Consider the following 24,235-nt stretch of genomic DNA (forward strand, 5'->3'; position numbering starts at 1 on the left):
CCTCGTGGCTCCGCGTGTGGTTCGCGGACGGCGCCGATGGCATGCTGGGAGGCCGGCGATCGTAAGGAGATCAGCGATGACCCACCCTCTCGACGCGCGGCTCGCGCCCCGGCGTACCCCTCTCGACGCGGAGGAGAAGGCGCGGGCCGAGGCGAACTTCGTCCCGCTGGTCGCCCGGAGTCTCCTCGCCGACGGGCGGTTCCGGATAACCGCCGACACCCCGGAGATGGTGGAGTTGTGGCAGAGGGTCGCCCGTGGCGTGGGGGACGCGCTCCAGCGGCCCGTGGTCAGCTACGCCAACGGCAGGTACATCGTGATCACTTTCGACCGGGGGGAGACCTCGGTCCCACCGGCCGGGGAGTGACCGTACGGGCGCGTCGATCGCCGGAATCACCGCCGCGGCGCTCGTCCTGCTCCCGCGCCCGGGGCGTCGCCGTGCGGGTCAGCCGCTCTTAAAAATATGGGCAGAAGCGATAAAATAGGCCTTCCGTGCTTTCTTGATCAAGGGGGAACATGGGGGCCGAGGACTGGGAATCGATCGACTCCGCCGACGAGTTGCGAGAGCTGCTCGGCACCCCCACGCCGGCGGTGATCGCGAAGGAACGGAAGACCCTGCACGAGCTGGACCGGGCCTGGCTGGCCGCCTCGCCGTTCTGTCTCGTCGCGACCTCGGGCGCCGACGGCAGCTGTGACGTCTCACCCAAGGGCGACCCGCCCGGATTCACGCTGGTCCTGGACGACTCCACGATCGCGATTCCCGAACGGCCGGGCAACCGCAGGGCGGACGGGTTCCACAACATCCTGCGCAACCCGCACGTCGGGCTGATCTACTTCGTCCCCGGCCGCGGCGACACGCTGCGCGTCAACGGCAGGGCGCGCCTGGTGCGCGAGGCCCCCTTCTTCGACCGGATGGTGGTCAAGGGGCACCGGCCGCGGTTCGCGATCGTGGTCGAGATCGAGCAGATCTTCCACCACTGCGCCAAGGCGTTCCTCCGCTCGGAACTGTGGCGCCCGGAGAGCTGGAACCCGGGGGCTCTGCCCTCGCGGGCGCGCATCGCCCAGGCGCTGGAGCGGCCGGAGGACTCGATCGAGGAGCTGGAGCGCTACTACGGGCCCTCCTACGCGGAGGGGATGTACCGCTGAGCGGGCGGGTCTGAGGGGGGAGGACGGCCTCTCGTCTCGCGGCGTCACGCTCGTCGCCCGGGGTTTGCCGCCCGGAAAATCGGCGCGCCGGCCTTCGTGGACGCGATCTGTGGCGTCGCTCCCGTGTACGAAGCCTCCCGTGTACGAAGGAGTCTCCCGTGTACGAAGGAGTCTCCCGCGTACGGAGCCTTTCGTGACTGGACGCCCGGCACCGTGCGGTCAGTTGAAGGCGGACCGTATGACGCGCCCGATGGCGGGGGTCTGGTCCAGCTCCGCGCGGATGTCCGCGAGGGTCTGGGCGGCCAGGGCCTGGTGCAGCGCCTGTTCCGCGCGGCGCATGGCCATCTTGACGGGGCACGGGTCCTCGGGGGGCGGTGAGAGCTCGCCGATCTTGCCGCAGCAGCGGATCTCCTCGCAGTGAAAGAGGCGCGTGTCGCCCTCGATGGCCTCGACCACGTCGAGGAGTGTGATCTCGCCGAGGGGCCTGGCAAGGCGGAAGCCTCCGCGGGGACCGGGAACGGAGGTCAGGAGCCCCGCCCTGGAGAGCTGCTGCAACTGCTTGATCAGGTAGGGGGCCGGCAGTCCGTGGGCCTCGGCGAGCTGGCCGCTGCCCACGGGGCCTCCACCGATCATGTCCAGGTTGAGGAGCGTGTGCAGGGCCCACTCGACGCCCTTGGCCATTCTCATGATGTGGACATTACATGTCCTGGACTGGGTTCGGGGAGTGGGCCGAGGCCGTTTCCCCTGCTCACCCGGCCGTGGGCATCGTACGAGCAAATCTTGACACTGAATATCCAGGATATGTAATGTCCGGGTTGAACGGCGCGGGTCACGGTCCACGAGCCGGGAACCTGTCCCGGCGGCCGTGGCGGATCCCGCCCCGACGCCCGGCGGCGACCTTCGCGCTCACCGTTCGAGCTCACCGTTCAAGAAGGAGGAACCGTGAAGGACATCCTGGTCATCGGTGGTGGCTTCGCCGGCGTGTGGAGCGCGGCGGGAGCCGCTCGCGTCGCGCGTGAGGCCGGAAGCGCCGGCGAGGAGCTGCGGGTGACCCTGGTCAGCGGCGGCGACGACATGGTCATCCGCCCACGCCTGTACGAAGAGGCGCCGGAGACCATGCGAGTGCCCCTGGATCGCGTCCTCGGCCCGATCGGCGTGCGCCGCCTCACGGCGACCGTGACCGGTGTCGACACCGAGGCCCACACCGTCCGTGCCGTCGAGCGGGACGGCACCGAGCTGACCCTGTCCTACGACAGGCTCGTGCTGGCGGCCGGCAGCCGGCTGGTACGCCCCGCCTTCCCCGGCGCGGAGAACGTCTTCGACATCGACACCCTGCCCGCGGCGGTCGCGCTCGACGACCACCTGCGGCGGCTGCCCCGGCGGAAGCCCTCCGAGGGCCGGTACACGGCCGTCGTCGTGGGCGCGGGCTTCACCGGGCTGGAGATCGCCACCGTCCTGGGTGAGCGGCTACGGGCCATCGCCGGCACGCGGGACGCCGGTGAGGCGGTACGGATCGTGCTTGTCGACCGCGCCGAGGTCCTCGGCCCGGAGCTCGGCCCCGGGCCGCGCCCGCACATCGACGGCGCGATCGACGAGCTGGGGATCGAACGACGTCTGGGACGTACAGTGTCGTCGGCCACCCCCAGGGAGGTCGTGCTCTCGGACGGCGAGACCATCCCCGCGGCGACCGTCATATGGACGGCCGGCATGACCGCGAGCCCCCTCACCGCACAGATCCCGGGGGAGCGTGACCGGCTGGGACGGCTGAGCGTCGACGCGTACATGCGGGTGATCGGGGTGCCCGATGTGTACGCGGCCGGCGACACCGCGGTGGCCGCCGTGGAGGACGGGCACCACACGATCCAGAGCTGCCAGCACGCCCAGCCGATGGGGAAGTGCGCCGGGCACAACGTGGCGGCCGGGCTGCTCGGGACCGCTCTCCTGCCCTTCGCCTTCGATCCCTACAGCAACGCCCTGGACCTGGGGTCCGCCGGTGCCGTTCTCACCGAGGGGTGGGAGCGCACGGTCGTGGCGACCGGCCCGGAGGCCAAGGTCATGAAGCAGAACGTCAACACGATGTGGATCTATCCCTCGGTCGACGACCCCGAGCAGATTTTCGCCCAGGCGGGCCGCCTCCTCAACAGCGAGCACGTGGCGGCCGTCGTCGCGAGGCAGGGCCTGCCGTCACGGTCCGGGCGTTGAGGGCCGGTTTCACCACGTTGTTTCGTCCGGTGCCGGATTCGCCGACTGGCCGCGGGCCGGTGGGACGCCCGTCACGGTCCGGGTGTTGGGAGCCGGCTTCATCTCACCGTTCTGTCCGGTGCCGGATTCGCCGACTGCCCCTGGGCCGGTGGGCCACCTGTCATGGTCCGGGTGTTGGGAGCCGGCTTCACCTCGCCGTTCCGCCCGTCATGGTCCGGGCGTTGGGAGCCGGCTCTCCGTCCGGCGCGTTTCCCACTGCCTTCCACGGTGACTCGAAGCCGTTCACGACCACGAAAGACCCCGCCCGGCGTCGCCTCGGCGGGGTCTTTCGTGGTGTGCGGACGGATCCGCGCAGGCCGGCCGCCCGGTCACCCGGAGCTGCTCGGTGGCCCGGTCGTACGGCCGCGTTCGCAGGTGACGGGTCAGGGACTGCCCAGCGCGCGGTACTCCCAGCCCGCCGCGCGCCAGGTGTCCGCGTCGAGCGCGTGCCGGCCGTCCACGATCCTGGTGTGCTTGACCACCTGCGCCAGCGCCGAGGGCTCGATCTCCCGGAACTCGGCCCACTCGGTGAGCAGGACGACCACGTCCGCGTCCTGGGCCACGTCCAGCGCGCTCGTGCCGTACCTGAGTTCCGGATAGGTACGGCGCGCGTTGTCCAGCGCGGCCGGGTCGTACACCCGGACGTTGGCGCCCAGCCCGTGCATGGTCCGGGCCACGTCCAGTGCCGGGGCGTCCCTGATGTCGTCGGAGTTGGGCTTGAAGGCCGCGCCCAGGCAGGCGATCCGCTTGCCGTCGAGCTGGCCGCCGAGCAGTTCCCTGACCAGGTCGATGGTCCGGGAACGGCGGCGCCGGTTGATCGCGTCGACCTCACGGAGGAAGGACACGGCCTGGCCGACGCCGATCTCCTCCGCCCGGTGCGCGAAGGCGCGGATGTCCTTGGGCAGGCAGCCGCCGCCGAAGCCCAGGCCCGGCTGGAGGAAACGGCCGCCGATGCGGTCGTCGTAGGCGAGGGCCTTGGCCAGGTCGCGGACGTCGGCGCCGGTGGCCTCGCAGACCTCGGCCATCGCGTTGATGTAGGAGATCTTGGTGGCCAGGAACGAGTTGGCGGCCACCTTGACCAGCTCCGCGGTGGCCAGGTCGGTGACCACCACCGGGGTGCCGAGGTCGAGGATCGGCCGGAACGCCGCGGACAGCCGCTCGCGCGCCCACTCCGAGCCGACGCCGAACACGAGCCGGTCGGGCTTGAGCGTGTCATCGACCGCGAAGCCCTCCCGCAGGAACTCCGGGTTCCAGGCCAGCTCCACCTCCTCTCCCGCCGGGGCCAGCTCGTGCAGCAGTCCGGTCAGGCGGGCGGCGGTGTTCACCGGGACGGTCGACTTGCCGACGACCAGGCAGCGCCGGGTCAGGTGGGGCGCCAGGTTGCTGATGGCGGCGTCGACGTAGGTCAGGTCGCAGGCGTCCGAGCCCGGCTGCTGGGGGGTGCCGACGCAGACGAAGTGGATGTCGCCGTGCTCGGCGGCCTCCTCGTAGGAGGTGGTGAACCGGAGCTTGCCCGACTCCAGGGCCTTGCTCAGCAGCTCGGGCAGGCCGGGCTCGAAGAACGGCACCTCCCCGGCCTGCAGCCTTTCGATCTTTCTGCTGTCCACGTCGAGGCCGACCACGTCGTAGCCCAGTGACGCCATGCAAACCGCGTGTGTCGCCCCGAGATAGCCGGTTCCGATCACTGTCAATCGGGGGAGCTCGGCTTCGCCCATATCCGTCTTCCTATCTACTTGTCCAGGGCTCGCGTTCAGGAGCAGCCATCGGCCTTGGAGAGGCTGCCGCCGGTGACCTTGTTGTCACAGGCGATCTTGTTTCCGCCGGCCGTGTCGTTGATGCCGAATCCACCTGAATTACCAAGATCGATGATGTTCGCCCGGAACACGTTGCCGGTGCCCCAGCCGTTCACGATCTTGTGGGTCTGGAAGCCGTCCGCGTTGGTCTTGCTGCCGGTGTTGCCTTCGATGAGGTAGCCGTTGCCCTTGACGTCGACCCAGGAGTCGTTGTGCTTGGAGCCGCCGAGGTTGGAACCGTCGAAGATGTTGCCGACGATGTGCCCGCCGGAGGTGCCTTCCTTGATGTCGATCGCCTCGGCGGTGGCCCGGATGACGTTGCCGCGTACGGTGTTGCGATCGCTGCGGTCCATCTTCCCGCCGGAGTAGGACGCCCAGTTGCTCTCCGCGGTGCCGAGGTAGACGCCCTCGCCGAACTTCTCCCGGCGCATGCCGGTCGCGTAGATCATGCAGTACTGGACGGTGTTGTCGGTGCTGAAGTTGCGCAGATGGATCGCCTCGTCCCCGATGTGGTGGACGGTCAGCTGCTGGATGATCGTGTTGGTGGTGCGGTCGGCCATCACCCCCTTCTGGCTGTTGCGGACGGTGAAGCCGATCAGCCGCACGTGGCTGACCTCGTTGAGGTGGAAGGCGTAGCCCTTCTTGATCCCGCCGCCGTCGATGATCGCCTCGGGCGGGCCGCAGATGAAGATCGGCTCTTCCTTCGTCCCCGAGACCGCCGCGACGAACCGGCCGTTGTAGACGCCGGGCTCCAGTTTGATCACCGCGCCCGGCTCGGCCGACTCCAGGGCCTCGGCGAGCCCGGCGGCGTCCGCGACGGTCACCGTGGCCTCGGGGCAGTCGATCACCCCTTTCCCGAGGGGGACGGCGATGTCGGGCGGATCCTGCGTCGCGACGAACTCCTCCACGTCTTCCTCATCCTCCACTCGTGAGGTGTCGTCCTGCGACCCCGACGACTGCTCCGACGACTGCTCCGGTGACTCCTCCAGCGACCGTGAGGCCGGCGCGTCGGCGCTCTTCGGCCGGATGTCCTCGATCGGGGTGGCCGACTCCTCCCCGCCGCCGAACAGTCCGCGCAGCAGCACCACGACGATCACCGTGATGACCGCCCCGGCCACCATCCCGACCACGGTCTTCCTGTCGATGTCGATGGTCACGCGCATCGCTCAGCTCCTCTCCGCTGGTGGCTGGGCGGTGGCGGGCTTCAGGAGCCGGGCCGGTCGCTCTTCCATCAGTGTCTGCTTCTCGTACGGATGAACGAACCGGTTGCCGACCCGCGGGCCGTCGCCGCGCAGCGCCCGGAGCGCCGAGACGACGATCAGGGAGATCACGCCCAGCCAGATCAGGTTCATCGGCTTGGCGATCCGCTTGACCGTCGTCCAGAAGCCGGCGGTGTCCTGCCAGCCGGTGGTGTCGTTCTGCGTGACGGTCGTGGTTCCCTTCGCCCGGCCCGTGTCGAGCGCGCTGCGGCCCGCGCCGCCCAGGGTGTTCTCGGTGACCTTGGTGCCCTGGGCCGTGCCGAGGAGTGAGATCGCGTGCAGCGAGGCGGACTCGACGGTGTTGGCGGAGACGGTGGCCTCGGAGTTGCGGAGGTAGATCGCGGTCTGGGTGTCCCGGACGATGTTGCCGCTGATCCTGGCCCCCCGCACCCCGTCGCGGAGCGCGATTCCCTGGCTGCGCTGGCCGGTGAGACGGTTGCCGGAGAGCTGGACCCCGGTGGCGTCCTGGCTCACCACGATGCCCATCTCCCCGCCGATCACCTCGGTGGTCTGTACGACGAGCTTGTCGCCACCCTGGATCTCCACGCCGTAGCGGCCGTTGTCCCGCGCCGTGCTGCTGGTCACCGAGCTGCCGCCGAAGCTGCGCAGCGACTCCCCGGACGCCGACGGCCCCCGGGCCAGCGGCAGGCCGCTGATGGTGAAGCCGTTGCCCTCGTTGCGCGTGGCCTCCGAGCCGTTGATCGTGACGTTCTGCGTGCCCCTGGACAGGACGAAACCGTCACCCCTGCTGCCGGTCACGGTGGTGTTCTCGATGGTGGCGTTGCGCGCGAACCGGTGCAGCAACACCCCGTGGACCAGGCTCCCGGTGACCGAGACGTCGATGATCCGGGTCTCGTTGGAGGCGGTGATGAAGATCCCGTACGCGTTACCGTTGATCTTGGTGTCGGTGATGTCGCCGGTGACCAGGTTGGCCTCGGGCAGCCGGTAGGCGACCCTGCCCCGGCCCGCCCCGTTGGTGATCTCGATCTCGTTGTTGCCGCCCCTGCTCGGCACGAGGAGGCCGTTGGGCAGGAGCGCCCGCTGCTGGGAGCCGGTCGGCTTCGGCTTCGGTTTCGGGGTGAGCGACGGCCGCGGGACGCCGGGGGTGGTGCCGGTGGCGGTGCCGGTGGTGGTGGAGGTGGCAGGGGTGGTCACCAGGTCCGCGGTCCGGATCGGCCGGTCGCTGCCGGTGAGCGCCAGCCCGCCGGTCGGGCCGCTCCAGAATCCGAGGTGCTCCACCAGCGCGTGGCTCATCTTGAGCTCCCCGCCGACCACGCGCAGGTAGGCGCGCCCGTCGGAGACCTTGGTGTCGGCCGTCCTCGCGTGCGCGTCCCAGCTCGTTATCCGCACCGGGTTGCGCGCCGAGCCGTTGATCCGGATGTTCGCGCCGAAGCTCACGATCGAGACGAAGGCGCCGGGGTCGCTGCGCATCCGGATCACCAGCGGGCCGGTCGCGTTCTGGAGCACCACCTTGGCCCCCGGACCGGCGAACAGGTTGATGCCGAGCACGTAGGAGCCGTCCGACTGCTTCTGGAAGTACTCCTGGCCGAGGCGCTCCAGGTCGGCGATCCGGTACGGGTCGCGGCGCTGCGGCAGCACGAGCGTCTGGCCGTTGGCCGAGCTGGAGATGTGCGGCACGCGGGACCGCGCGGCGGCGGGCCCGCCCCGGGCCAGCGCCGAGGACAGCGTCGCGCGGGTCTGCATGATCCGCAGGTCTTCCTGGTCGGCCAGGGTCGACTGCTGCTGGGCCTCCGCCGGGGCCACCTCGTTGACGCCCGGGACCGGGACGGAGCGATCGAAGTAGGAGAGGTACGCCCAGGTGCCGGTCGCGGACAGGACCAGGACCAGGACCATGAGGAGGGTGCGGCCTCTTCGCTTGGGCGACTGGCTCATCCCCTGCCTCCCACGGGGGCCGAGTCGGCGTGCGACGCCGCCGGACGCACTCGCCGCGAGGGATCCTCGTCGGCGGGCGCCGGCTGCAGTTGCCACGAGGGATGTACGGCGGCGACGGACTCGAAGGGATCCGGCGGGGGCGGGGCGGCGTGGCGCAGCCGCACGAACCGCCCCTCGGCGAGCAGGCGCTGCTGCTCGTAGGGGTTACGGATCTCGCCGCGGCCCTGCCGCCGGTCGGTGACGCCGCGGGAGCGGATCGCCGACACGACCACCAGGAGGATGACCCCGGCCCAGATCACGTTCATGGGCTTGACGTAGCGCTTGGCCTTGACCCAGAACGACGACGTGTCGTTCCACCGGTCCTCGTCGTTGTTGTGCTTGTTCACCGTGTCGGCGGCCCGCGCGACGCTGATCGCGCTCGTCCCCGAGCCGACGACGGTGTTGCGGGTGATCTCGGAGCCGGTGGCGTCGCCGACCACGGTGATCCCGTGGGCCTTGGGGTTCGACTTGGTCGTGATCTTGTTTCCGACGACCATTCCGGCGGAGTTGCGCAGGTAGATCCCGGTCACGGTCCCGGTGATCGTGTTGCCCGCCACGTGGGCGCCGGTCGCCCCGTCGCGCAGCGCGATCGCCTGGCGGCGCTGGTCGGTCAGCCTGTTGCCGGAGATCTGGACGCCGCTGGCGCCCTCGCGTACCACGATGCCCATGTCACCGCCGATGATCTCGCTGGTCTGCACGGCCAGCCGGCTGCCGCCGAGCACCTCGACGCCGTACCTCCCGTTGTCGCGGGCGGTGCTGTTGCTGACCGAGCTGTCGCCGTAGACGGCGAGCGACTCGCCGCTCGCGGACGGGCCGCTCGCGAGCGCCCGCCCGTTGAGCGTGAAGCCGTTGCGCTTGTTCCGCGCGGCCAGGCAGTCGACGACCTTCACCTTCTCGGTCGCCCGTGACAGCACGAAGCCGTCGCCGCCGCTGCCGGTCACCTCGGTCGCCTCGATCGTCGCGTTCTTGGCGAACCGGTGCATGAACACGCCGTGCACCAGGCTGTTTCTGATCTTGTTGTTGATGATCTGCGTCTGGTTCGAGCCGGAGACGAAGACCCCGTAGGCGTCGCCGGTGATGACGCTGTTCTTGATCGATCCGGACACCAGCTCGTCGGCGAGCACGTGCGAGGCGGTGCCGGGGCCGATCGGGATGGTCTCCACGTCGCCGAAGTTGCTCCCGCCCCGGTCGCCCCGCCTGGTGTTCGCCAGCCGTTCCTGCTTGTCCTGGTGGCGCTGGTCCTTCGTCCGGTGCCGGTAGACGCTGGCCGGGCGCTCGGTGCCGGTGAGCGCGATGCCCCCGGTGCGGCCGCTCCAGAATCCCAGGTGGGAGACCTGTGCGTAGGTCATCTCGAACTCGCCGCCGACCGCCCGGATGTAGGCGCGGCCGTCGGTCGTGGTCAGGTCCGGCTTCTGGGTGCGTACGTCCCAGCTGGTGATCCGCACCGGCCTCTTGGCGGTGCCCTTGATCTCGATGTCGCCGCCGAACGCGATGATCGAGCTGAACGAACCGGGCAGGCTGCCCATCCGCAGCGTCAGCGGGCCGCGCAACTGCAGGCGCGCCCCGTCGGCCACGAAGATCTGGACGCCGAGCAGGTAGGAGCCGTCCTTCAGCCGCCGCAGGTACCGGCCCTTCTCGACGGCCGCGAGGTCCTTGAGGGTGTACGGGGCCTCGGTGTTGCGCGCGGGCAGCACCAGCGTCCTGCCGTGCGCCGACACGAAGACCTGGGGCTGCTTGCGCTGGGCGGCCGCGATGCCGCCGGTCTGCAACATGGCCGTGAGCGCGGCGCGGGTCTGGATGATCCGCTGGTCCTCGACGTCCACCAGGGTCGCCTGCGCCTCGGCGTCGCCCGCCGTGAGGGTGCCGGCCTTCAGGATCGCGTCGTTCGCCATGATCGCGTCTTCGATCAGGGCCGGGGACTCCTCCGTGGTCGGGCTCGCCGTCGGGGCCGGGCCGGTGGTCGGTTGCGAACCGTCTCTCGTGACCGGCCTGGCCGTCCGGGTCGGGGCGGCCGTCGAGGTCGGCTTGGCGGTCGGCGTCCGGCTGGGTTTCGGGGGAGGGGTGTTCCTCGGCGGAGGCTGCTCCTCCTCGGCGGGGGGCTCCTCCTCTTCCTCCTCCTCGGGCTCCGGGGTGTTCAGGAACGGGTTGTCGTCCGGAGCACCGCTGCCCGTCGGGGACGGGTTGGGATTCGAGACGACCTCGGAGTCGTTCGGCGGCTGGGGGGACGAGAGGGCGGCCGCCGGACCGGCCGCCAGCCCGAGCGCCAGCATCGCGGCGCCCAGCAGGACGGGGGCGGAGCGCGCCATCTCAGACCAGCCCCTTGAGCGTGGCGGCGCTCTGCCCCGCTCCGCCCACCTGGTCGGAGGTACGGGTGAGCCAGCCCTGCTTGTTCATCGTCAGGAACGCGTACAGCTTGATCGGCAGCGCGATCATGATGACCACCAGGCAGAGCAGCGGGAGCAGCAGGATCTCCGAGGGGTGGCGGCGCAGGTGGGACCAGCCGCGGACGCCCCGGCCGAGGAGCAGCCAGCCGACGGCGAGCCCGATGCCCATCGGGGTGAGCTCAAGCCTGCTGAAGAACAGGTAGGCGAGCGTGACGCCCATGGTCACCGGGGTGAGCAGGATCTGCAGCACGGTCACCTTGGTGACCAGCGGGGTCTTCCACAACCACCCCTTCCACAGCGCGGTCAGGTAGCAGCGGTAGGAGTTGCGGCTCCACCGGACGCGCTGCTTGACGAAGGCGCGGAAGGAGTCGGGGAACATCGAGATGGCGCGGGCCGAGGACTGGTGCACGGTCTTGTACCCGGAGGCGAGGACCAGCCAGGTGAGCCGGCCGTCGTCGCCGGCGATGCACCGGCGGCCGAGGAAGAACTCGTTCTCCAGGTGGGGGAGGACCGGGAGGATGGCCTCACGCCGGTAGGCGGCGGTCCGGCCGGACAGGCAGGCCACCCCGCCCCTGCTGCCCATCGCCGGTACGTAGTCGTAGTAGCGCAGGTTGACCAGCCAGTCCGCGATGCGCCGCCAGACGCTGCTGGTCCGCTGGAACACGTTCTGCTGGGTGCCCACGCCGCCGACCGCGGGGTCCTCGAAGGGCATCTGCACGGCGTCCAGCAGGCCGGGCTGCCACCAGGTGTCGGAGTCGGCGAAGACCACGACCTCGCCCTCGGCCGCCCGGATGCCCACCCCGAGCGCGGAGCGCTTGCCCGAGTGCTCGAAGATCAGGACGCGCAGCCGGGGGTCCGTCACCTCGCTGAGCTTGGCGTGGCACTCGGTGTCCGCGACGTCCACCACGATGATGACTTCCTGCGGATCCTGGGCCAGCCAGCTCTCCAGGCAGCGCACCAGGATCTCGGCGTCCTCCCGGTAGGAGGGGACGACCACGGAGACCGTGGTCCGGTAACCGTTCACGATCGGCTTGGCCAGCCGGGACAGCACCACCCGGTAGACCCACAGGCCCCAGACGAGCAGGCCGGCCAGACCCAGGGGGATCAGGTCCCGCCAGGATCCGTTGGCGCTGGAGCGGACGATCCATTCATAGGCAGCATCAAACCACTCGAAAACTGACGCCACTGATCCTCCTGGGCGAATCGTCCGAACATGCCCATGGGGAAAGACCCCTTAGCTGATGGGTCAGGACATTACTGGGCCAACCGTGGCCAAGTATCTTGGAACGGTACAACCGTTACAAGACTGAGGGAGTTTGCACATGGTGCGCCCGTGGTCGATGAGGTGACCTCGAGAGCATCACGGACCCCACGGACTCCTTACGTCACCAGCGGAATGTCAGATATATCAGCTTTTGTGCGCTTTTGGGGATGGTTCTGAGAGATCGCCTGGGGTGAGTCCACAGGCTGAGACTCCAGCCGGGGTTACGGGCCGGTAACCGAACTTCCGGCCGCGCCCGCGGAAAGGGCGCGGGAGGCTGGACGGCCTGGCATTGCCGGGCCTCCCTCGAACGAACCCGGAGCGCGTCGCTCGCGAGTCCCGCGCCGGCCCCGGAGCGCGTCGCTCATAGGCCTCGCGCCGACCCCGGCGACCCCGTCGACCCGTGCCGCACGGTGGTCACCGAGGAGCGGCGGGGCGGTCCCGCCGCGGTGAGCTCGCGATGAGCCCGCGATGAGCCCGCGATGAGCCCGCGATGAGCCCGCGATGAGCCCGCGATGAGTTCGCGATGAGCCCGCGATGAGCCCGTGAAGAGCCCGCGATGAGTCCGCGAGAAGTCCGTGAAGAAGGCGGGCGGCGCGAAGAATCCGTGCGGAAGCGGGCGGTGCGAAGAAGGCGGGCGGCGAGGGGAACCGGGAAAGGGCTACAACCATTCGGGCCGCGGGGTGCGTTGGGAACGGGCGGGAGGAGATCACATTGAATCATCACGACGGCTTCCGCGAGTTCGTGCTCGCCCGCCAGCAGGCGCTGATGCGGGCCGCCTACCTGCTCACGGGAGACGCCCACCTCGCCGAGGACCTGCTGCAGAGCGTCCTCATCAAGGTGGTGGGGCAGTGGCCCAAGCTGTCCAGGGACGGCAATCCGGAGGCGTACGTGCGCAAGGCCCTGATCAACCAGTACATCTCCTGGTGGCGCCGGCCGCGTCCCGAGTTACCGAGCGCCGACCCGCCGGAACGCGGGGCGTCCTACGACGAGGCCGCGCTCGACCGGATCGTGCTGCGCCAGGCGCTGGCCAAGCTGACGCCCAAGCAGCGCGCGGTGATCGTGCTGCGCTTCTGGGAGGACCTCACCGAGACGCAGGCGGCCGAGGTCCTCGGCTGCTCGGTGGGCACCGTCAAGAGCCAGGTCCATCACGCGCTGGCCCGCCTGCGCGCCCTCGCGCCCGAGCTGGCGCACCTGCTGTCCGATCCCGAGCTCAGGGAGGTGGCCCGATGACGAGGCTGTACGAGGTGCTGGACGGTATCGCCGACGAGGCCCCCCTGGTGAACCTGGCCGACCTGGCCATCGCCGGCCACCGGCGCAGGCGGCGCGCCACCCTGGCGCTGGCCGCCGTCGCGGCGGTCGCGGTGCTCGGCGCGGCGACGGCGGCCGTGGCGCTGCCGTGGTCGCGCGGGGACAGCACGGCCACGCCGCGCGGTGCGGAGAAGCCGGTTACCGACCTGCCCGGCGGCAAGGTGGGGCCGCTCAGCCACGCGTACCGGACGCCATGCAAGATCGGGTCCGATCGGCGGCAACCTCCCGACTGCAGCGTCGTCGAGTGGCGGGTGGTCACCCGCGCCGGCACGACCTACCGGATGCCGCAGGCACTCGCCCGCACCACCAAGGAGTGGTACGCACCCACAGCGATCAGCCGGGACGGGCGCATGATCGCCTACTACAGTCGCCAGGCCCAGGCCCACGTGGTCCGCGACCTGGTGAGCGGCTCCGAGATGACCTCCCCCGTGAAAGTGAAGGAGGAGCGGATCGGCGCGGGCTCCATGCTCGTGCTCTCCGACGACGGCCGCCACGTGATCTTCGATCCGCGGGAGGGGAGCAAGGATCCCGGGCTGCTGATCGACATGCGGACCGGCAGGACGGTGTCGGTGCCCGGCAAGTTCGAGGCGATCAGCATCAGGAACGGTGTCGCCGCGCTGGTCCGGTACGTCAAGACCGACCTGTGGCTGATGCCCGTCACCGGCGGAGGCGCGCCGGTGCGCTTCGACGGCGTGTTCATCGGGTTCAGCGAACTCGCCCCGGACGGCCGCACGGTGGCCGCCTTCGACTTCAGGCAGGAGGGCCACATGAAGTGCGTGCTCACCCTCCTCGACGCCAAGACCGGGCGGATCCTGCGGAGGGTCGCCGTCCAGGGCGTGCCGAAGGGTCACGGTGACTGCGGGACCTCTTTCTGGCGCGGGGCGTCGGAGCTCACGGTCATCCACGAGAAAACGGAGACCAGCACCTACGCGGTCAACATCGACACCGGACAGGCCCGGCTGGTGGCCCGCTACCCGGGCCTGTTCGCGCACATCTCCCTGACCCTGCCCGGAAGGGCGGGTCTCTGACGGCACCGGAGCCCGGGTTCCCTCGCCCCGGAACGTCGCGCACCCCGCCCGCCACCGCTCCACCCGCCGGTCACGTCCATCCGGCCGCGAGGTGGCGGGCCTCGCCGCCGTACGCCTCGCACCGGTGTTCTCCCCGCGTCCCCGGCTTCGCGCCGGCGGGCGTGGTCGCGGTCACCTGCCGGAATTCTCACCGTGGTGGCGTGGTTTCGCCTATGTCCACGCCGTTGACAAGCGGCCGGGAGACGGCTGAGACGGCCGGGAGCCCTGGAGGTCTCGGGTCTCGGGGTCTCGGGAAGTCTCGGGAAGTCATTGGGAAAGAGGGGATGATGTCCGTACCGCTTGAGTTCGCGATCGACACCTTCGGGGACGTCACGGTCGACGCGGACGGGCACCGGCTGCCGTACGCGCAGGTGATCCGTAACGTCGTCGAGGAGGCCGTGCTCGCCGACAGCGTGGGGATCGACGCGATCGGCATCGGGGAGCACCACCGGGACGACTTCGCCGTCACGGCGCCGGAGATCGTGCTGGCGGCGATCGCCGGCCGTACCGAACGCATCCGGCTCGGCACCGCGGTGACCGTGCTCAGCTCGGACGACCCGGTGCGCGTGTTCGAGAGGTTCGCCACCCTGGACGCGGTGTCCCGGGGCCGTGCGGAGATCATCCTCGGCCGTGGCTCGTTCACGGAGTCGTTCCCGCTGTTCGGTTTCGACCTGGCGCAGTACGAGGAGCTGTTCGAGGAGAAACTCGACCTGCTCTCCCATCTCCTGGAGGAGGGGCCGGTCACCTGGCAGGGGCGGCTGCGTGCCGGTCTGAAGGACCAGCACGTGTATCCGAAGACGGAGTCGGGCCGGCTGCGGACCTGGATCGGCGTCGGTGGCAGCCCCGAGTCCGTGGTGCGCGCTGCGCGCTACCGGATGCCGCTCATGCTCGCGATCATCGGCGGCCCGCCGGAGCGGTTCGCGCCGTACGTCGACCTGTACCACCGCGCGCTCGACCAGCTGGAGGTCCAGCGGCTGCCGGTAGGCGTGCACTCGCCGGGTCACATCGCCGAGACCGACCGGCAGGCCCGCGACGAGCTCTGGCCGCACTACCGGGCGATGCACGACCGCATCGGGCGCGAGCGCGGCTGGGGTCCGACGAACCGCGACCGCTTCGAGGCGGAGGCCGACGAGGGCTCGCTCTACGTGGGATCCCCCGAGACGGTGGCCGCGAAGATCGCGAAGACGGTGAGCGCGCTCGGTGTCGAACGCTTCGAGCTCAAGTACAGCTCGGGGACGCTCGCGCACGAGAACCTGATGAACACGATCCGCCTCTACGGGGAGGAAGTGGTGCCGAGGGTGCGGCGGCTGCTGGCCCCGGCCTCGGCCCCGGCCGCGACGTAGACCGGATGACCCGGGCGGGCCCGACGGCCACGGGCCCGCGCCTCCGAGGCGTACCGGTAAGTGGGACGGATCGCGGTCAAGCCGGTCGACCGGCCGGTGGCGGTCCGCTCGGGCTGGTCGGCCAGGGTGGGTCGCTCCGGTTGGTCGGGGACGGTTTGTGTCGGCCGGTGGGGTGGTTCACCCCGGTTGGCTGGGAGATGGCTCGGGGTGGCCGGTGGAGGTGGGGCGCTCCGGTTGGTCGGGGGACGGCTCGGGGTGGCCGGTGGGGGTGGGTCGCTCCGGTTGGTCCGGTGTGGCGAGGCGGGCGGCGCGGGTGGTGAGGTAGTCGCGTTCCGGGGTGCTCGTCGTGCGGCTCGCCGCCGCGCGGTAGTCGTCGACGGCCGCCCGCCGGTCACCGGCCATCTCCAGGAGGTGGGCGCGGGCCGTGTAGAAGCGGTGGTGCCCCGCCAGACGGCCGTCGGCGCCGAGTTGCCCGAGCATGTCGAGACCGGTCGAGGGGCCGTGCGCCATGGCGGCGGCGACGGCGCGGTTGAGCGAGACCATGGGGTTGTCGGACATGCGTTCCAGCAGGCCGTACAGCGCCAGGATCTGCGGCCAGTCGGTCTCCTCGGCCGTCGCCGCCTCGTCGTGGAGCGCGGCTATCGCCGCCTGGAGCTGGTAGGGGCCGACCGCGCCCCTGGCCAGGGTGCCGGTGACGAGCGCGATCCCCTCGGCGACGGCCTCGCCGTCCCAGAGGCTCCTGTCCTGATCGGCCAGCGGGATCGGGATGCCGCCGGGGCCGGTACGTGCGGGGCGCCGGGCGTCGGTGAGCAGCATCAGGGCGAGGAGTCCGGCCACCTCGCAGTCGTCGGGGAGCAGGCCGTGCGCCATCCTGGCCAGCCGGATCGCCTCCCGGGACAGCTCCACCCGCTGCAGATCGGGGCCGGCGCTGCTGGCGTACCCCTCGTTGAAGATGAGATAGAGCACGTGCAGCACCGAGCCGAGCCGTCGCGCCCGTTCCGGGGGAGCGGGCATGCGGAACGGGACCCCCGACGCCTTGATGCGCTGCTTGGCCCGGCTGATCCGCTGCGCCATGGTCGGCTCGGGCACCAGGAAGGCCCTGGCGATCTCGGCCGTGGTCAGGCCGCCCACGGACCGCAGGGTGAGGGCGATCGCCGACGCCGGGGTCAGCGCGGGGTGGCAGCACAGGAACAGCGTGGTGAGCGTGTCGTCCCGGTCCGTCTCGTAGGCGTCGTCCGCGGGCGGAGCCGTCCGCCGGTCGGGGGGCGTCCGGGTGGCCACCAGCTCCTCCCGGCGGCGCCGCGCCTGCTCGTTGCGGAGCTGCTCGGTCATCCTGCGGTACGCGACCTGGATGAGCCATCCCCGCGGGTTGGCGGGGACGCCCTCCTCCGGCCACTGGGCGGCGGCGTCGATCAGCGCCTCCTGGACGGCGTCCTCGGCGGCGGCGAAGTCCCCGAAGCGCCGGGTGAGCACGCCGACGACCTGCGGCACCAGCTGGCGCAGCAGGTCGTCGGCGGCAGGGGTGTCCAGCGGTCACGGCTCCTTCGGCAGGGCGAGACCGGTGTGTCCGGCGGTCACGGCTCCTCCGACTGGGCGGCCGACATCACCTGGCGCAGCTCGATCGGCATGTTCAGCGGCCTGCCGCCGGGGCCGGGGGCCGCCGAGACGTGCGCGGCGAGGTCGACCGCCCGCTCGGGGCCGTCGCAGTCGATGATCCAGTAGCCGACCAGGAACTCCTTCGTCTCGGGGAACGGGCCGTCCGTCACGACGGCGGCACCGCCCTCACCGGCCCGTACGATCTTGGCCTGGTCCGGGGCCGCCAGCCCCTGCGCGTCCACGAACTCCCCGGCGTCGACGAGTTTCCGGTTCGTGTCGTGCATGAACTGGATGTGGGCCTGGACGTCCTCGACGGGCCAGGTGTGGATCGGCGGAAAGTCGTCCGTCTGCCCGCCGAACTGCATCAACATCATGTACTTCATGTCTTCGCTCCTCGCGTTCGAGAGCCTTCTCCGGCGCTCTCACTCACAGGTAGAAGCAGGCGAGCGCGTTCTCGACATCCTGCCGAACATCCGGCGAAAGAAATTTCCGGTCACTGGTCGGGAACGCGAAGGGTCAGGATGGCCATGTCGTCGGTCATCTGCCCCTGGCTGTGGTCGAGCGCGGCGTCCCCGATCCGCCGCACGATGTCGTCCGCGTCGAGATCCCGGCACTCCGCCAGCAGGGCGACCAGGCGCTCGTCGCCGAACAGGTCCTGTCGTCCCGGCGGGTGGGCCTCGGTGACGCCGTCGCTGTACAGCACCAGCGTGTCACCGGGCCGCAGGTCGAAACGGATGTTCCCCAGCCTCGTCTCCTCCATGATGCCCAGCACGACGCCGGGCGTCCTCAGGGACTCCACGCTCCCGTCGGCCCGTCGCAGCAGGGCGGAAGGGTGGCCGGCCGTGGACAGCATCCCGGTGAAACCGTCGCCGTCCGGGCGGAAGATCGCGCACACCACGGTCAGGAACCGCCCGTCCCTGACCCGCTGCGCCAGCAGGGCCCGGTTCAGCTGTTCCAGCACCCTGCTGGGCGAGATGTGGCGGGGCGCGTCGGCCCGCAGGGTGTATCGGGCCAGGGCGGTGATCTGCGCGGCCTCCACGCCGTGCCCGCACACGTCACCCAGGACGGCGCACCAGCGCGAACCGCTCGCCAGGAACAGGTCGTAGAAGTCGCCGGTCACGTTCACCTCGCCCGCGGCCGGGATGTAGGTGGCGGCGGCCTGCAGGCCGGGGACCGTCGGCATCATCGGCGGCAGCAGGCTGTCCTGGAGGGTCCTGGCCAGCCTCGCCGACACCTTGCCCGCGGCCTCCAGCTCCGTCACGTGCCGTTCGGAGCGGGTCAGCGCGTCCCGGAGCCGGATCTCGCTCGACACGGCGCGCGCCAGGATGGCCAGTGTCTGCGCGTCGGTGTCGGACCAGGCGCGCGATACCGAGTCCACCACGCAGAACCCGCCCAGGACCTCGCCGTCCGGGCCGTGGATGGGATACCCGGCCCACGCGCCGATCCCCAGCAGCTCCACCGCCGGCAGGTCGCGTACGCGCGGGTCGGTGGCGGCGTCGTCCACGAGCAGCGGCTCGTTCGTCGCGACCAGGATGTGGCAGGGGCTGTCGGACACCGCGTTCTGCCGCTCGGACGCGGAGAGCTCGCCCATCCCGATCGCGCTCTTCCAGAACGCCCGCCGATCGTCGACCAGGGTCACGAACGCCCGTCGCGTCCCGGTCACCCGCGCGGCCAGGCGTGCGAGATCGTCGAACGACGGCTCGGGCTCGCTGTCGAGCAGGCCGGTGGCCCGCACCGCCGACAGGCGCTTGGGATCGAACACCGCCGCCGGGATCTCAACGCCCATGTACGCGACTGCCTTCTTCCGGGTACGTCGTTCACGCCTCCGGGTACGTCATCCACGACCGCGCCGCTCACGCCGGAAACCTCCGGAGCCGGCCCGAGGGCAGGCGGCCGGGCCTCACCGGGTCTCACGGAGAGCGGAACGAACCCCTACGGACCAAACTCTAGGCCAGGGTTCCCGGGACGGCGATGCTCCTCCTGCCCCGAGCCACGCGATCCCGTCACGGGCCGGGACACGCGGTCACGGTACGGCCCCTCACGGTCGCGGCACGGATCGTACGGTCCCGCGCGGGGGGGGCGTGGCTAGAGGCCCATCTCCTGGGTCAGCAGCAGGTGCGCCTGTTCGATGTCCTCGGAGGTGTAGCCGGGGATGCTCCGGTCAAGCTGCTGGAGAAGATCCATCAGGGCCTGTTTCTGTGCCAGGTGCCGGACGGGAAGCTGGTCGAGATCCACGCTCAGGAGCCAGTCGAACAGCACCACCGCGTCGGCGGTCCACAGGCTCAGCGCGGTCATGTCCGAAGCTGCCATCCTCAGGCCGGGCGTTCCGCTCATGCGAGCAACTTACCCCCATGCATATATGCGAAATAACCCACTTTGTCATGCCGATTCAGCGAACTTATGGCGCGGCCGGAACGGCGGCCGACCGGTGGTCGAAAACAGTCGAAAATCGATGGAAAGGGGTGGTGAATGCCATTCGCCACCCGCCGGACCCACGTGTGATCGACGGACGTCCCCGTTCGGGGCCGGTCCGGCACGGGGCCGTGAGGCCGTGGTGCCGCCCGAGATCGCGCCTGGAGGTTCGCGGGCCGGGAGGGTGGAGGGCGGAGGAATCCGAGCGATGCCGGTGGAGGCGTCCGGGGGGTGGCCGGGAGGCGTCCGCGGAGTGGCCGGGAGGCGTCCGAGGGGTGCTCGGGAGGCGTCCGAGGGGTGCCGTCACCCGCCGAGCGCGGCCCACAGGGTGTCGAACTCCTCGGAGGTCAGGGCGTTCAGGCCGAAGTCGCCGGGATAGATCGGGCCCTCGGCGAGGAAGCCGTGCTCGTCCTCGATGTGGCGCCAGGAGTACGTGCGGGCGACGCCGTCGGAACCCAGTTCGGCGTGCCGCACGGGCCAGTACTCCCCGCCGCTGTCGATGACGGTCTCGAACAGCCACACGTGGCCGTCGCCGTCGACCCCGTGCCAGTACAGGTGCGGCCGGTCGCTCTCGTCGAGCGCCCGGATCGTTTCCCTGCGACGGTCCTGCAGCATCGTGCTCCTCGATGTTCCGCGAAAGGCCGGGCGTTCACCGGGCCGGGTGTCCGTCCGGCCTGATGTTTCCCGAAAGGCTAGATATTCAGCAAAAGGCGCCCAAGTGGGCATACCGCGCTTTTGTTGTGTGGTCCGTCCTAGCTGAAGATCAACGGTCGTACGGCGAACCCGGGCGCCTCCCGGCGGCGGGCCCCGGCGGGCGGGCCCGCGGTCGTCCCCGATCGTTTCATCGATGACCGGCGACGTGGGCGACCGCCGTCCGGGGCCACGCCTCCGACCGGTGGCGGGTGCTCGGCTCCGGAGTGGACGCGGGCTCACCGTCCCCGCCGCCGGGCCGGGCCCGCCACCCCCGCCCGCCGGGCCGGGGCCGGTGCCTGTAGCGCCGGTGTCCTCCGGGGTTCCCGGGCGGGAGCCGAGGGGGCGGGCCGGGCCCCGGAAGGGGTTCCTCGGGAGGACGGGGTGGGTGCTCCGAGGGGGGACGTGTGGTGATCCGGGGGGACCTCAATTGATTTCGCATCCTGCTGCGGAGCCGTGTATGGTTACACCTGTCCGCAAGCGAGAGCGACACGGACAGGCCCCTTTAGCTCAGTCGGCAGAGCGTCTCCATGGTAAGGAGAAGGTCTACGGTTCGATTCCGTAAAGGGGCTCAACAGCCTAAAGGCCCCAACCTCCCGGTTGGGGCTTTCGGCTTGGTTGGCCTTGAAGGCAGGTAAAGGCAGGCCAGAAAATACTCAAGGTTCCTGACGCGTGAGCGGGCATACTGGGGCAACCCAGAAGAGATCGCCCTGACCTGCACAAGTACGCAGGCACTCTGCGGGTCGGGTATCCTTGCGGGGTCGGTCGATTTCGTCGGCCTCAAGGCGGAGTAGCTCAGCCAGGCAGAGCAAACGGCTCATAATCGTTGTGTCGCCGGTTCAAGTCCGGCCTCCGCTACTACCCACCAGGGGCTTCTCTCATCGGGGAAGTCCTGTCGTGGGTTGTCCACTGTCCCGAACGTAGAAAGGCACTCCCAAGTGGCTGCCACCGACGTTAGGCCGAAGATCACGCTGGCCTGCCAGGAGTGCAAGCACCGCAACTACATCACGCGGAAGAACCGGCGCAATGACCCGGATCGGCTTGAGCTGAAGAAGTACTGCCCCAACTGCAAGACGCACCAGGCGCACCGCGAGACTCGCTAGTCTGCGCGAAGCCTTCCGCCGCGGCGGGAGATGAGTGCTTCGGCACGCACATACTCCACGGAAACCGGCGTCCTCAGACGAGGCGCCGGTTTGTCGTATCCATACAGTTTTTTCGCACGAGCGTTGAGCGCGGAAGAGAGCCGGCGCGGGAGCGGACCGGGTTACGGTTTTCCAGGGGTTCGCCGGTCGATGAACTGCTTTCCGGCGGTTCGTCCCCCGGTGGCGTCCACCGGGTCTACTGGGTCCACCGGCCAAGGGAGTCCCTCCGGCGGGTGAATCGCTTTCCGGTGGTTCGTTCCCCGGTTGCCCACCCGAGGGCGCCTGCTGGAATCTTGTTCTGTTAATGTCTCGTCCGATCCGCCGGTGTCGGCCTCACCGGTTCGATATCCGCAAAGGAGCACGATGGCTCTGAACCGTGACTTCGTCGGGCGGGCGTCCGCGCCCTCCTCGCCGTACGAGGTCAGTCGCGTGAAGATCAAAGAGTTCGCGACGGCGATCGGCGACAACAACCCGATCTACCGGGACAGGGAGGCCGCCCGGGCCGCGGGGCATCCCGACGTGATCGCGCCGCCGACCTTCCCCATCGTGTTCAGCCTGGCCGGAGGGTCGATCCTGACCGACCCAGAGCTCGGCCTGAACCTCGCCATGGTGGTCCACGGCGAGCAGCGCTTCGAGTACCGCCGGCCGATCCACGCGGGGGACGAGCTGGTCAGCGTCTCCACCGTGACCGACATCCGCAGCGTCGGCCGCAACGAGCTGATCACCGTCAAGAGCGACGTCAGCACCGTCGACGGCGAGTTCGTGTGCACGACCTACAACACCATCGTCGAGCGTGGAGGGGCGGGCTGAGATGGCCGCGACGGTCAAGTACGACGAGGTCGAGACGGGCCAGGAGATCCCGCCCGCCGAATACACCGTGCGCCGCGCCAACCTGGTGATGTACGCCGGGGCCTCGGGTGACTTCAACCCCATCCACTGGAACGAGCGCTTCGCCAAGACCGTCGGGCTTCCCGACGTCATCGCGCACGGCATGTTCACCATGGCGCAGGGTGGCCGGTTCGTCACCGACTGGGTGGGCGACCCCGGCGCGGTCGTCGACTACGGGGTGCGGTTCTCCTCCATGGTCGTCGTCCCCGACGACGACCAGGGCGCCGTCATCACCGTGAGCGGGATCGTCGAGGAGAAGCTCGAGGACAATCGCGTGGTGGTCGCGCTGACCGCCAGGTCCAACGACTCCCGGGTCCTGTCCAAGGCCCGCGCGGTGGTCCAGCTGGCGTAGGCGCCCAACCGGCCCGCCTGTCCGGTTGAGTCGGTTCGGGGGTGGTTTGTCGGCCTGAGTGTGGTTCGCGGCACGCTCGTGGAACGGGGTCGAATCATCTCCCCGTCCAGGGGTAGCTCCCCAGCATGAGCGAAGTACCTCCTAACGTGACCGGCCTGGCCGAGCGGCGGGCCAAGGCGCGAGACGAGCACGATCATGCCGCCGCCGACGCGCTCCGTGACGAGATCAGAACCGAGGGTTGGCTCGTCCGGGACACCGCGGACGGTTTCGAGCTCATCCCCTCTCCCTCCTTCCACGTGTGGCCCACGGTGAGTTCCCTGCCCGAGGGCGGTTCCCCGGAGGCGGGGCGCGAGGGGGCGGGCGGTGAGCCGGGCGCCTCAACGGCCCCCGGGCGGGTGGGCCCGGCGGGCGGGGACGCCGGGGACGTGTCCACCGGAAGGGACGACTCGGCCGACCCTGAGCGGGTCGCCGAGGCCGCCGATCCGGGACGTCACCCGGGGCGGCTCGGAGATCTGGACGCGGAGCGGGTCGCCGAGACCGAGGCGGCCCCCCAGCAGACGCCCGAGGGCTCGGAGCTGGTCGGCCGGTCCGACGATCTCGACGGCCATCCCGAGCGGATGGTCTCCTCCCAGCTGCTGTGGGACGCCAGCCTGTCGGTCTCCCGGCTCGACGAGACCATCGTCCCCCCGGCCGGGGCCGAGGAGCCGACGGCCGCGCGGCCGACGGTGACCGTCGCGCTCCTGGTCGACGGCCACCCCGACGAGCTACGCGAGTGCGTACGCGCCCTGGTCGCCCGTACGGAGGCCAGGGTCCTCGCCCTCGACCTGGGAGACGTGGACGGCGCGGGAGCGGTGCTGCAGGAGCTGGCGGAGGAGTTCCCCCGCCGGGTGGAGGCCTGGCACGTGGCCGAGACGCCGCACTGGAGGGGTGGTTCGGCGGGGTGGGGCGAGAGTCGCGACAAGCTGCTGCGCCTCGACACCTCGGACGTGCACGTCGTCATGGACACCTCGGTGATCCTGGACGGCGACGCCGTCACCCCGCTGGTCAAGGCGCTGGACGACGACGTGACCGCGGCCGGGTGGAAGGGCGTCGACCCCCGCGAGGGCGGGCAGGGGTGGCTGGAGGCCGAGCCGGGCGAGGTCCGGGCGCTGCTCGGCCACCTGTTCGCGGTCAGGCGCGACGTCGCGCTCGCCGCGGGCGGCTTCCCCGCCGAGGCCGGCTACTACCGCAACGCCGACCTGGAGTTCTCGCTAGGGCTGCCCGGCACGCTCGTCGCACTGGGCAAGGATCTCCCGGTCCGCCAGGAACGGCGGCGCCGCGACGACGGCGTGGACCCCGGATACCGCGACGAGGAGTCCCGGCGAAACCACGACCGGGTGCTGAAGCTGCTGCGCTCCCCGTAGGCTGGTCGCGGATTTCGG

The 24,235-nt window shown here is 70.4% G+C and carries 21 protein-coding genes and 2 tRNA genes; 12 read left to right on the forward strand and 11 right to left on the reverse strand.

Annotated elements, in window-relative coordinates; translation table 11 throughout:
• Positions 1-76 precede the first annotated feature (76 nt).
• Together ACFYWM_RS33310 and ACFYWM_RS33315 are read left to right on the forward strand one after the other, a co-directional pair.
• On the forward strand, positions 77-364 hold the full coding sequence (locus tag ACFYWM_RS33310) for a hypothetical protein (RefSeq protein WP_389921996.1): 288 nt from the start codon (positions 77-79) through the stop codon (positions 362-364).
• Between the two features lie 149 nt (positions 365-513).
• Positions 514-1,143, forward strand: coding sequence for a pyridoxamine 5'-phosphate oxidase family protein (locus tag ACFYWM_RS33315; RefSeq protein WP_389921998.1), 630 nt, complete (start codon positions 514-516; stop codon positions 1,141-1,143).
• Between the two features lie 219 nt (positions 1,144-1,362).
• On the opposite strand, the gene ACFYWM_RS33320 is transcribed toward ACFYWM_RS33315, so the two are convergent.
• Complete coding sequence (locus ACFYWM_RS33320) at positions 1,363-1,830, reverse strand: RrF2 family transcriptional regulator (RefSeq protein WP_389922001.1); 468 nt, start codon at positions 1,828-1,830, stop codon at positions 1,363-1,365.
• Between the two features lie 255 nt (positions 1,831-2,085).
• Here ACFYWM_RS33320 and ACFYWM_RS33325 point away from each other — a divergent pair, with 255 nt between their 5' ends.
• Positions 2,086-3,345 (forward strand): NAD(P)/FAD-dependent oxidoreductase, encoded by a 1,260-nt coding sequence (locus ACFYWM_RS33325; RefSeq protein WP_389922004.1) that lies wholly within the window; start codon positions 2,086-2,088, stop codon positions 3,343-3,345.
• A gap of 422 nt (positions 3,346-3,767) precedes the next feature.
• Here ACFYWM_RS33325 and ACFYWM_RS33330 read toward each other — a convergent pair whose 3' ends face one another.
• Genes ACFYWM_RS33330 through ACFYWM_RS33350 form a run of 5 tightly spaced genes read right to left on the reverse strand, consistent with a single transcriptional unit; the run spans position 3,768 to position 11,938 of the window.
• Positions 3,768-5,099: a UDP-glucose dehydrogenase family protein gene (locus ACFYWM_RS33330; protein WP_389922007.1), complete on the reverse strand. Its 1,332-nt coding sequence runs from the start codon at positions 5,097-5,099 to the stop codon at positions 3,768-3,770.
• A gap of 35 nt (positions 5,100-5,134) precedes the next feature.
• Complete coding sequence (locus ACFYWM_RS33335; RefSeq protein ID WP_389922010.1) at positions 5,135-6,340, reverse strand: right-handed parallel beta-helix repeat-containing protein; 1,206 nt, start codon at positions 6,338-6,340, stop codon at positions 5,135-5,137.
• Between the two features lie 3 nt (positions 6,341-6,343).
• Positions 6,344-8,329: a right-handed parallel beta-helix repeat-containing protein gene (locus tag ACFYWM_RS33340; protein WP_389922013.1), complete on the reverse strand. Its 1,986-nt coding sequence runs from the start codon at positions 8,327-8,329 to the stop codon at positions 6,344-6,346.
• Positions 8,326-10,674, reverse strand: coding sequence for a right-handed parallel beta-helix repeat-containing protein (locus tag ACFYWM_RS33345; protein ID WP_389922016.1), 2,349 nt, complete (start codon positions 10,672-10,674; stop codon positions 8,326-8,328). Before ACFYWM_RS33345 ends, ACFYWM_RS33340 begins: the two co-directional genes overlap by 4 nt.
• Before the next feature lies 1 nt (position 10,675).
• The gene (locus tag ACFYWM_RS33350) at positions 10,676-11,938 is read right to left on the reverse strand and encodes a glycosyltransferase family 2 protein (RefSeq protein ID WP_389922019.1); all 1,263 of its coding nucleotides are present in this window, start codon (positions 11,936-11,938) and stop codon (positions 10,676-10,678) included.
• A gap of 789 nt (positions 11,939-12,727) precedes the next feature.
• On the opposite strand from ACFYWM_RS33350, the gene ACFYWM_RS33355 reads away from it, so the two are divergent.
• The 3 genes from ACFYWM_RS33355 (at position 12,728) to ACFYWM_RS33365 (ending at position 15,734) form a co-directional block, all read left to right on the forward strand.
• Positions 12,728-13,246, forward strand: coding sequence for a SigE family RNA polymerase sigma factor (locus tag ACFYWM_RS33355; RefSeq protein ID WP_389922023.1), 519 nt, complete (start codon positions 12,728-12,730; stop codon positions 13,244-13,246).
• Positions 13,243-14,352, forward strand: coding sequence for a hypothetical protein (locus tag ACFYWM_RS33360; protein WP_389922025.1), 1,110 nt, complete (start codon positions 13,243-13,245; stop codon positions 14,350-14,352). Before ACFYWM_RS33355 ends, ACFYWM_RS33360 begins: the two co-directional genes overlap by 4 nt.
• Positions 14,353-14,678: 326 nt before the next feature.
• Entirely contained in the window at positions 14,679-15,734 is a 1,056-nt protein-coding gene (locus tag ACFYWM_RS33365) for an LLM class flavin-dependent oxidoreductase (RefSeq protein WP_389922028.1), read from the forward strand.
• A 177-nt stretch (positions 15,735-15,911) separates the two neighbouring features.
• Here the strand turns inward: ACFYWM_RS33365 and ACFYWM_RS33370 are convergent, their stop codons facing one another.
• The 5 genes from ACFYWM_RS33370 to ACFYWM_RS33390 form a co-directional block, all read right to left on the reverse strand.
• Positions 15,912-17,225, reverse strand: coding sequence for an RNA polymerase sigma factor (locus tag ACFYWM_RS33370; RefSeq protein WP_389922031.1), 1,314 nt, complete (start codon positions 17,223-17,225; stop codon positions 15,912-15,914).
• Between the two features lie 83 nt (positions 17,226-17,308).
• Positions 17,309-17,713: a YciI family protein gene (locus ACFYWM_RS33375; RefSeq protein ID WP_389922033.1), complete on the reverse strand. Its 405-nt coding sequence runs from the start codon at positions 17,711-17,713 to the stop codon at positions 17,309-17,311.
• A gap of 110 nt (positions 17,714-17,823) precedes the next feature.
• Positions 17,824-19,116: a PP2C family protein-serine/threonine phosphatase gene (locus ACFYWM_RS33380; RefSeq protein ID WP_389922036.1), complete on the reverse strand. Its 1,293-nt coding sequence runs from the start codon at positions 19,114-19,116 to the stop codon at positions 17,824-17,826.
• Between the two features lie 299 nt (positions 19,117-19,415).
• Complete coding sequence (locus ACFYWM_RS33385; protein ID WP_389922038.1) at positions 19,416-19,664, reverse strand: hypothetical protein; 249 nt, start codon at positions 19,662-19,664, stop codon at positions 19,416-19,418.
• 381 nt (positions 19,665-20,045) lie between these two features.
• Positions 20,046-20,357, reverse strand: coding sequence for a hypothetical protein (locus tag ACFYWM_RS33390; RefSeq protein WP_389922041.1), 312 nt, complete (start codon positions 20,355-20,357; stop codon positions 20,046-20,048).
• A gap of 574 nt (positions 20,358-20,931) precedes the next feature.
• Between ACFYWM_RS33390 and ACFYWM_RS33395 the strand changes: the two genes are divergently transcribed.
• From ACFYWM_RS33395 to ACFYWM_RS33420, 6 genes are all read left to right on the forward strand, one after another.
• A tRNA-Thr gene (locus ACFYWM_RS33395) sits at positions 20,932-21,004 on the forward strand.
• Positions 21,005-21,216: 212 nt separating this feature from the next.
• Positions 21,217-21,290: transfer RNA gene (locus tag ACFYWM_RS33400), tRNA-Met, on the forward strand.
• An 80-nt stretch (positions 21,291-21,370) separates the two neighbouring features.
• The gene (rpmG, locus tag ACFYWM_RS33405) at positions 21,371-21,535 is read left to right on the forward strand and encodes a 50S ribosomal protein L33 (RefSeq protein WP_030921771.1); all 165 of its coding nucleotides are present in this window, start codon (positions 21,371-21,373) and stop codon (positions 21,533-21,535) included.
• A gap of 402 nt (positions 21,536-21,937) precedes the next feature.
• On the forward strand, positions 21,938-22,384 hold the full coding sequence (locus tag ACFYWM_RS33410) for a MaoC family dehydratase N-terminal domain-containing protein (protein ID WP_389922045.1): 447 nt from the start codon (positions 21,938-21,940) through the stop codon (positions 22,382-22,384).
• Position 22,385: 1 nt separating this feature from the next.
• Positions 22,386-22,814 (forward strand): MaoC family dehydratase, encoded by a 429-nt coding sequence (locus ACFYWM_RS33415; protein ID WP_389922319.1) that lies wholly within the window; start codon positions 22,386-22,388, stop codon positions 22,812-22,814.
• Positions 22,815-22,939: 125 nt separating this feature from the next.
• Positions 22,940-24,217, forward strand: coding sequence for a hypothetical protein (locus ACFYWM_RS33420; RefSeq protein WP_389922048.1), 1,278 nt, complete (start codon positions 22,940-22,942; stop codon positions 24,215-24,217).
• The last annotated feature ends 18 nt before the right edge of the window (positions 24,218-24,235 follow it).

Origin of the sequence: Streptosporangium sp. NPDC002721 (assembly GCF_042888905.1) — a bacterium.
In the GTDB taxonomy this organism is placed as follows: Bacteria; Actinomycetota; Actinomycetes; order Streptosporangiales; family Streptosporangiaceae; genus Streptosporangium.

Coding starts and splice junctions, on each gene's coding strand:
- ACFYWM_RS33310 (WP_389921996.1), top strand. CDS start 77: ATGACCCACCCTCTCGACGCGCGGCTCGCGCCCCGGCGTACCCCTCTC.
- ACFYWM_RS33315 (WP_389921998.1), top strand. CDS start 514: ATGGGGGCCGAGGACTGGGAATCGATCGACTCCGCCGACGAGTTGCGA.
- ACFYWM_RS33320 (WP_389922001.1), bottom strand. CDS start 1,830: ATGAGAATGGCCAAGGGCGTCGAGTGGGCCCTGCACACGCTCCTCAAC.
- ACFYWM_RS33330 (WP_389922007.1), bottom strand. CDS start 5,099: ATGGGCGAAGCCGAGCTCCCCCGATTGACAGTGATCGGAACCGGCTAT.
- ACFYWM_RS33335 (WP_389922010.1), bottom strand. CDS start 6,340: ATGCGCGTGACCATCGACATCGACAGGAAGACCGTGGTCGGGATGGTG.
- ACFYWM_RS33340 (WP_389922013.1), bottom strand. CDS start 8,329: ATGAGCCAGTCGCCCAAGCGAAGAGGCCGCACCCTCCTCATGGTCCTG.
- ACFYWM_RS33345 (WP_389922016.1), bottom strand. CDS start 10,674: ATGGCGCGCTCCGCCCCCGTCCTGCTGGGCGCCGCGATGCTGGCGCTC.
- ACFYWM_RS33360 (WP_389922025.1), top strand. CDS start 13,243: ATGACGAGGCTGTACGAGGTGCTGGACGGTATCGCCGACGAGGCCCCC.
- ACFYWM_RS33365 (WP_389922028.1), top strand. CDS start 14,679: ATGTCCGTACCGCTTGAGTTCGCGATCGACACCTTCGGGGACGTCACG.
- ACFYWM_RS33375 (WP_389922033.1), bottom strand. CDS start 17,713: ATGAAGTACATGATGTTGATGCAGTTCGGCGGGCAGACGGACGACTTT.
- ACFYWM_RS33380 (WP_389922036.1), bottom strand. CDS start 19,116: ATGGGCGTTGAGATCCCGGCGGCGGTGTTCGATCCCAAGCGCCTGTCG.
- ACFYWM_RS33385 (WP_389922038.1), bottom strand. CDS start 19,664: ATGAGCGGAACGCCCGGCCTGAGGATGGCAGCTTCGGACATGACCGCG.
- ACFYWM_RS33390 (WP_389922041.1), bottom strand. CDS start 20,357: ATGCTGCAGGACCGTCGCAGGGAAACGATCCGGGCGCTCGACGAGAGC.
- ACFYWM_RS33410 (WP_389922045.1), top strand. CDS start 21,938: ATGGCTCTGAACCGTGACTTCGTCGGGCGGGCGTCCGCGCCCTCCTCG.
- ACFYWM_RS33415 (WP_389922319.1), top strand. CDS start 22,386: ATGGCCGCGACGGTCAAGTACGACGAGGTCGAGACGGGCCAGGAGATC.
- ACFYWM_RS33420 (WP_389922048.1), top strand. CDS start 22,940: ATGAGCGAAGTACCTCCTAACGTGACCGGCCTGGCCGAGCGGCGGGCC.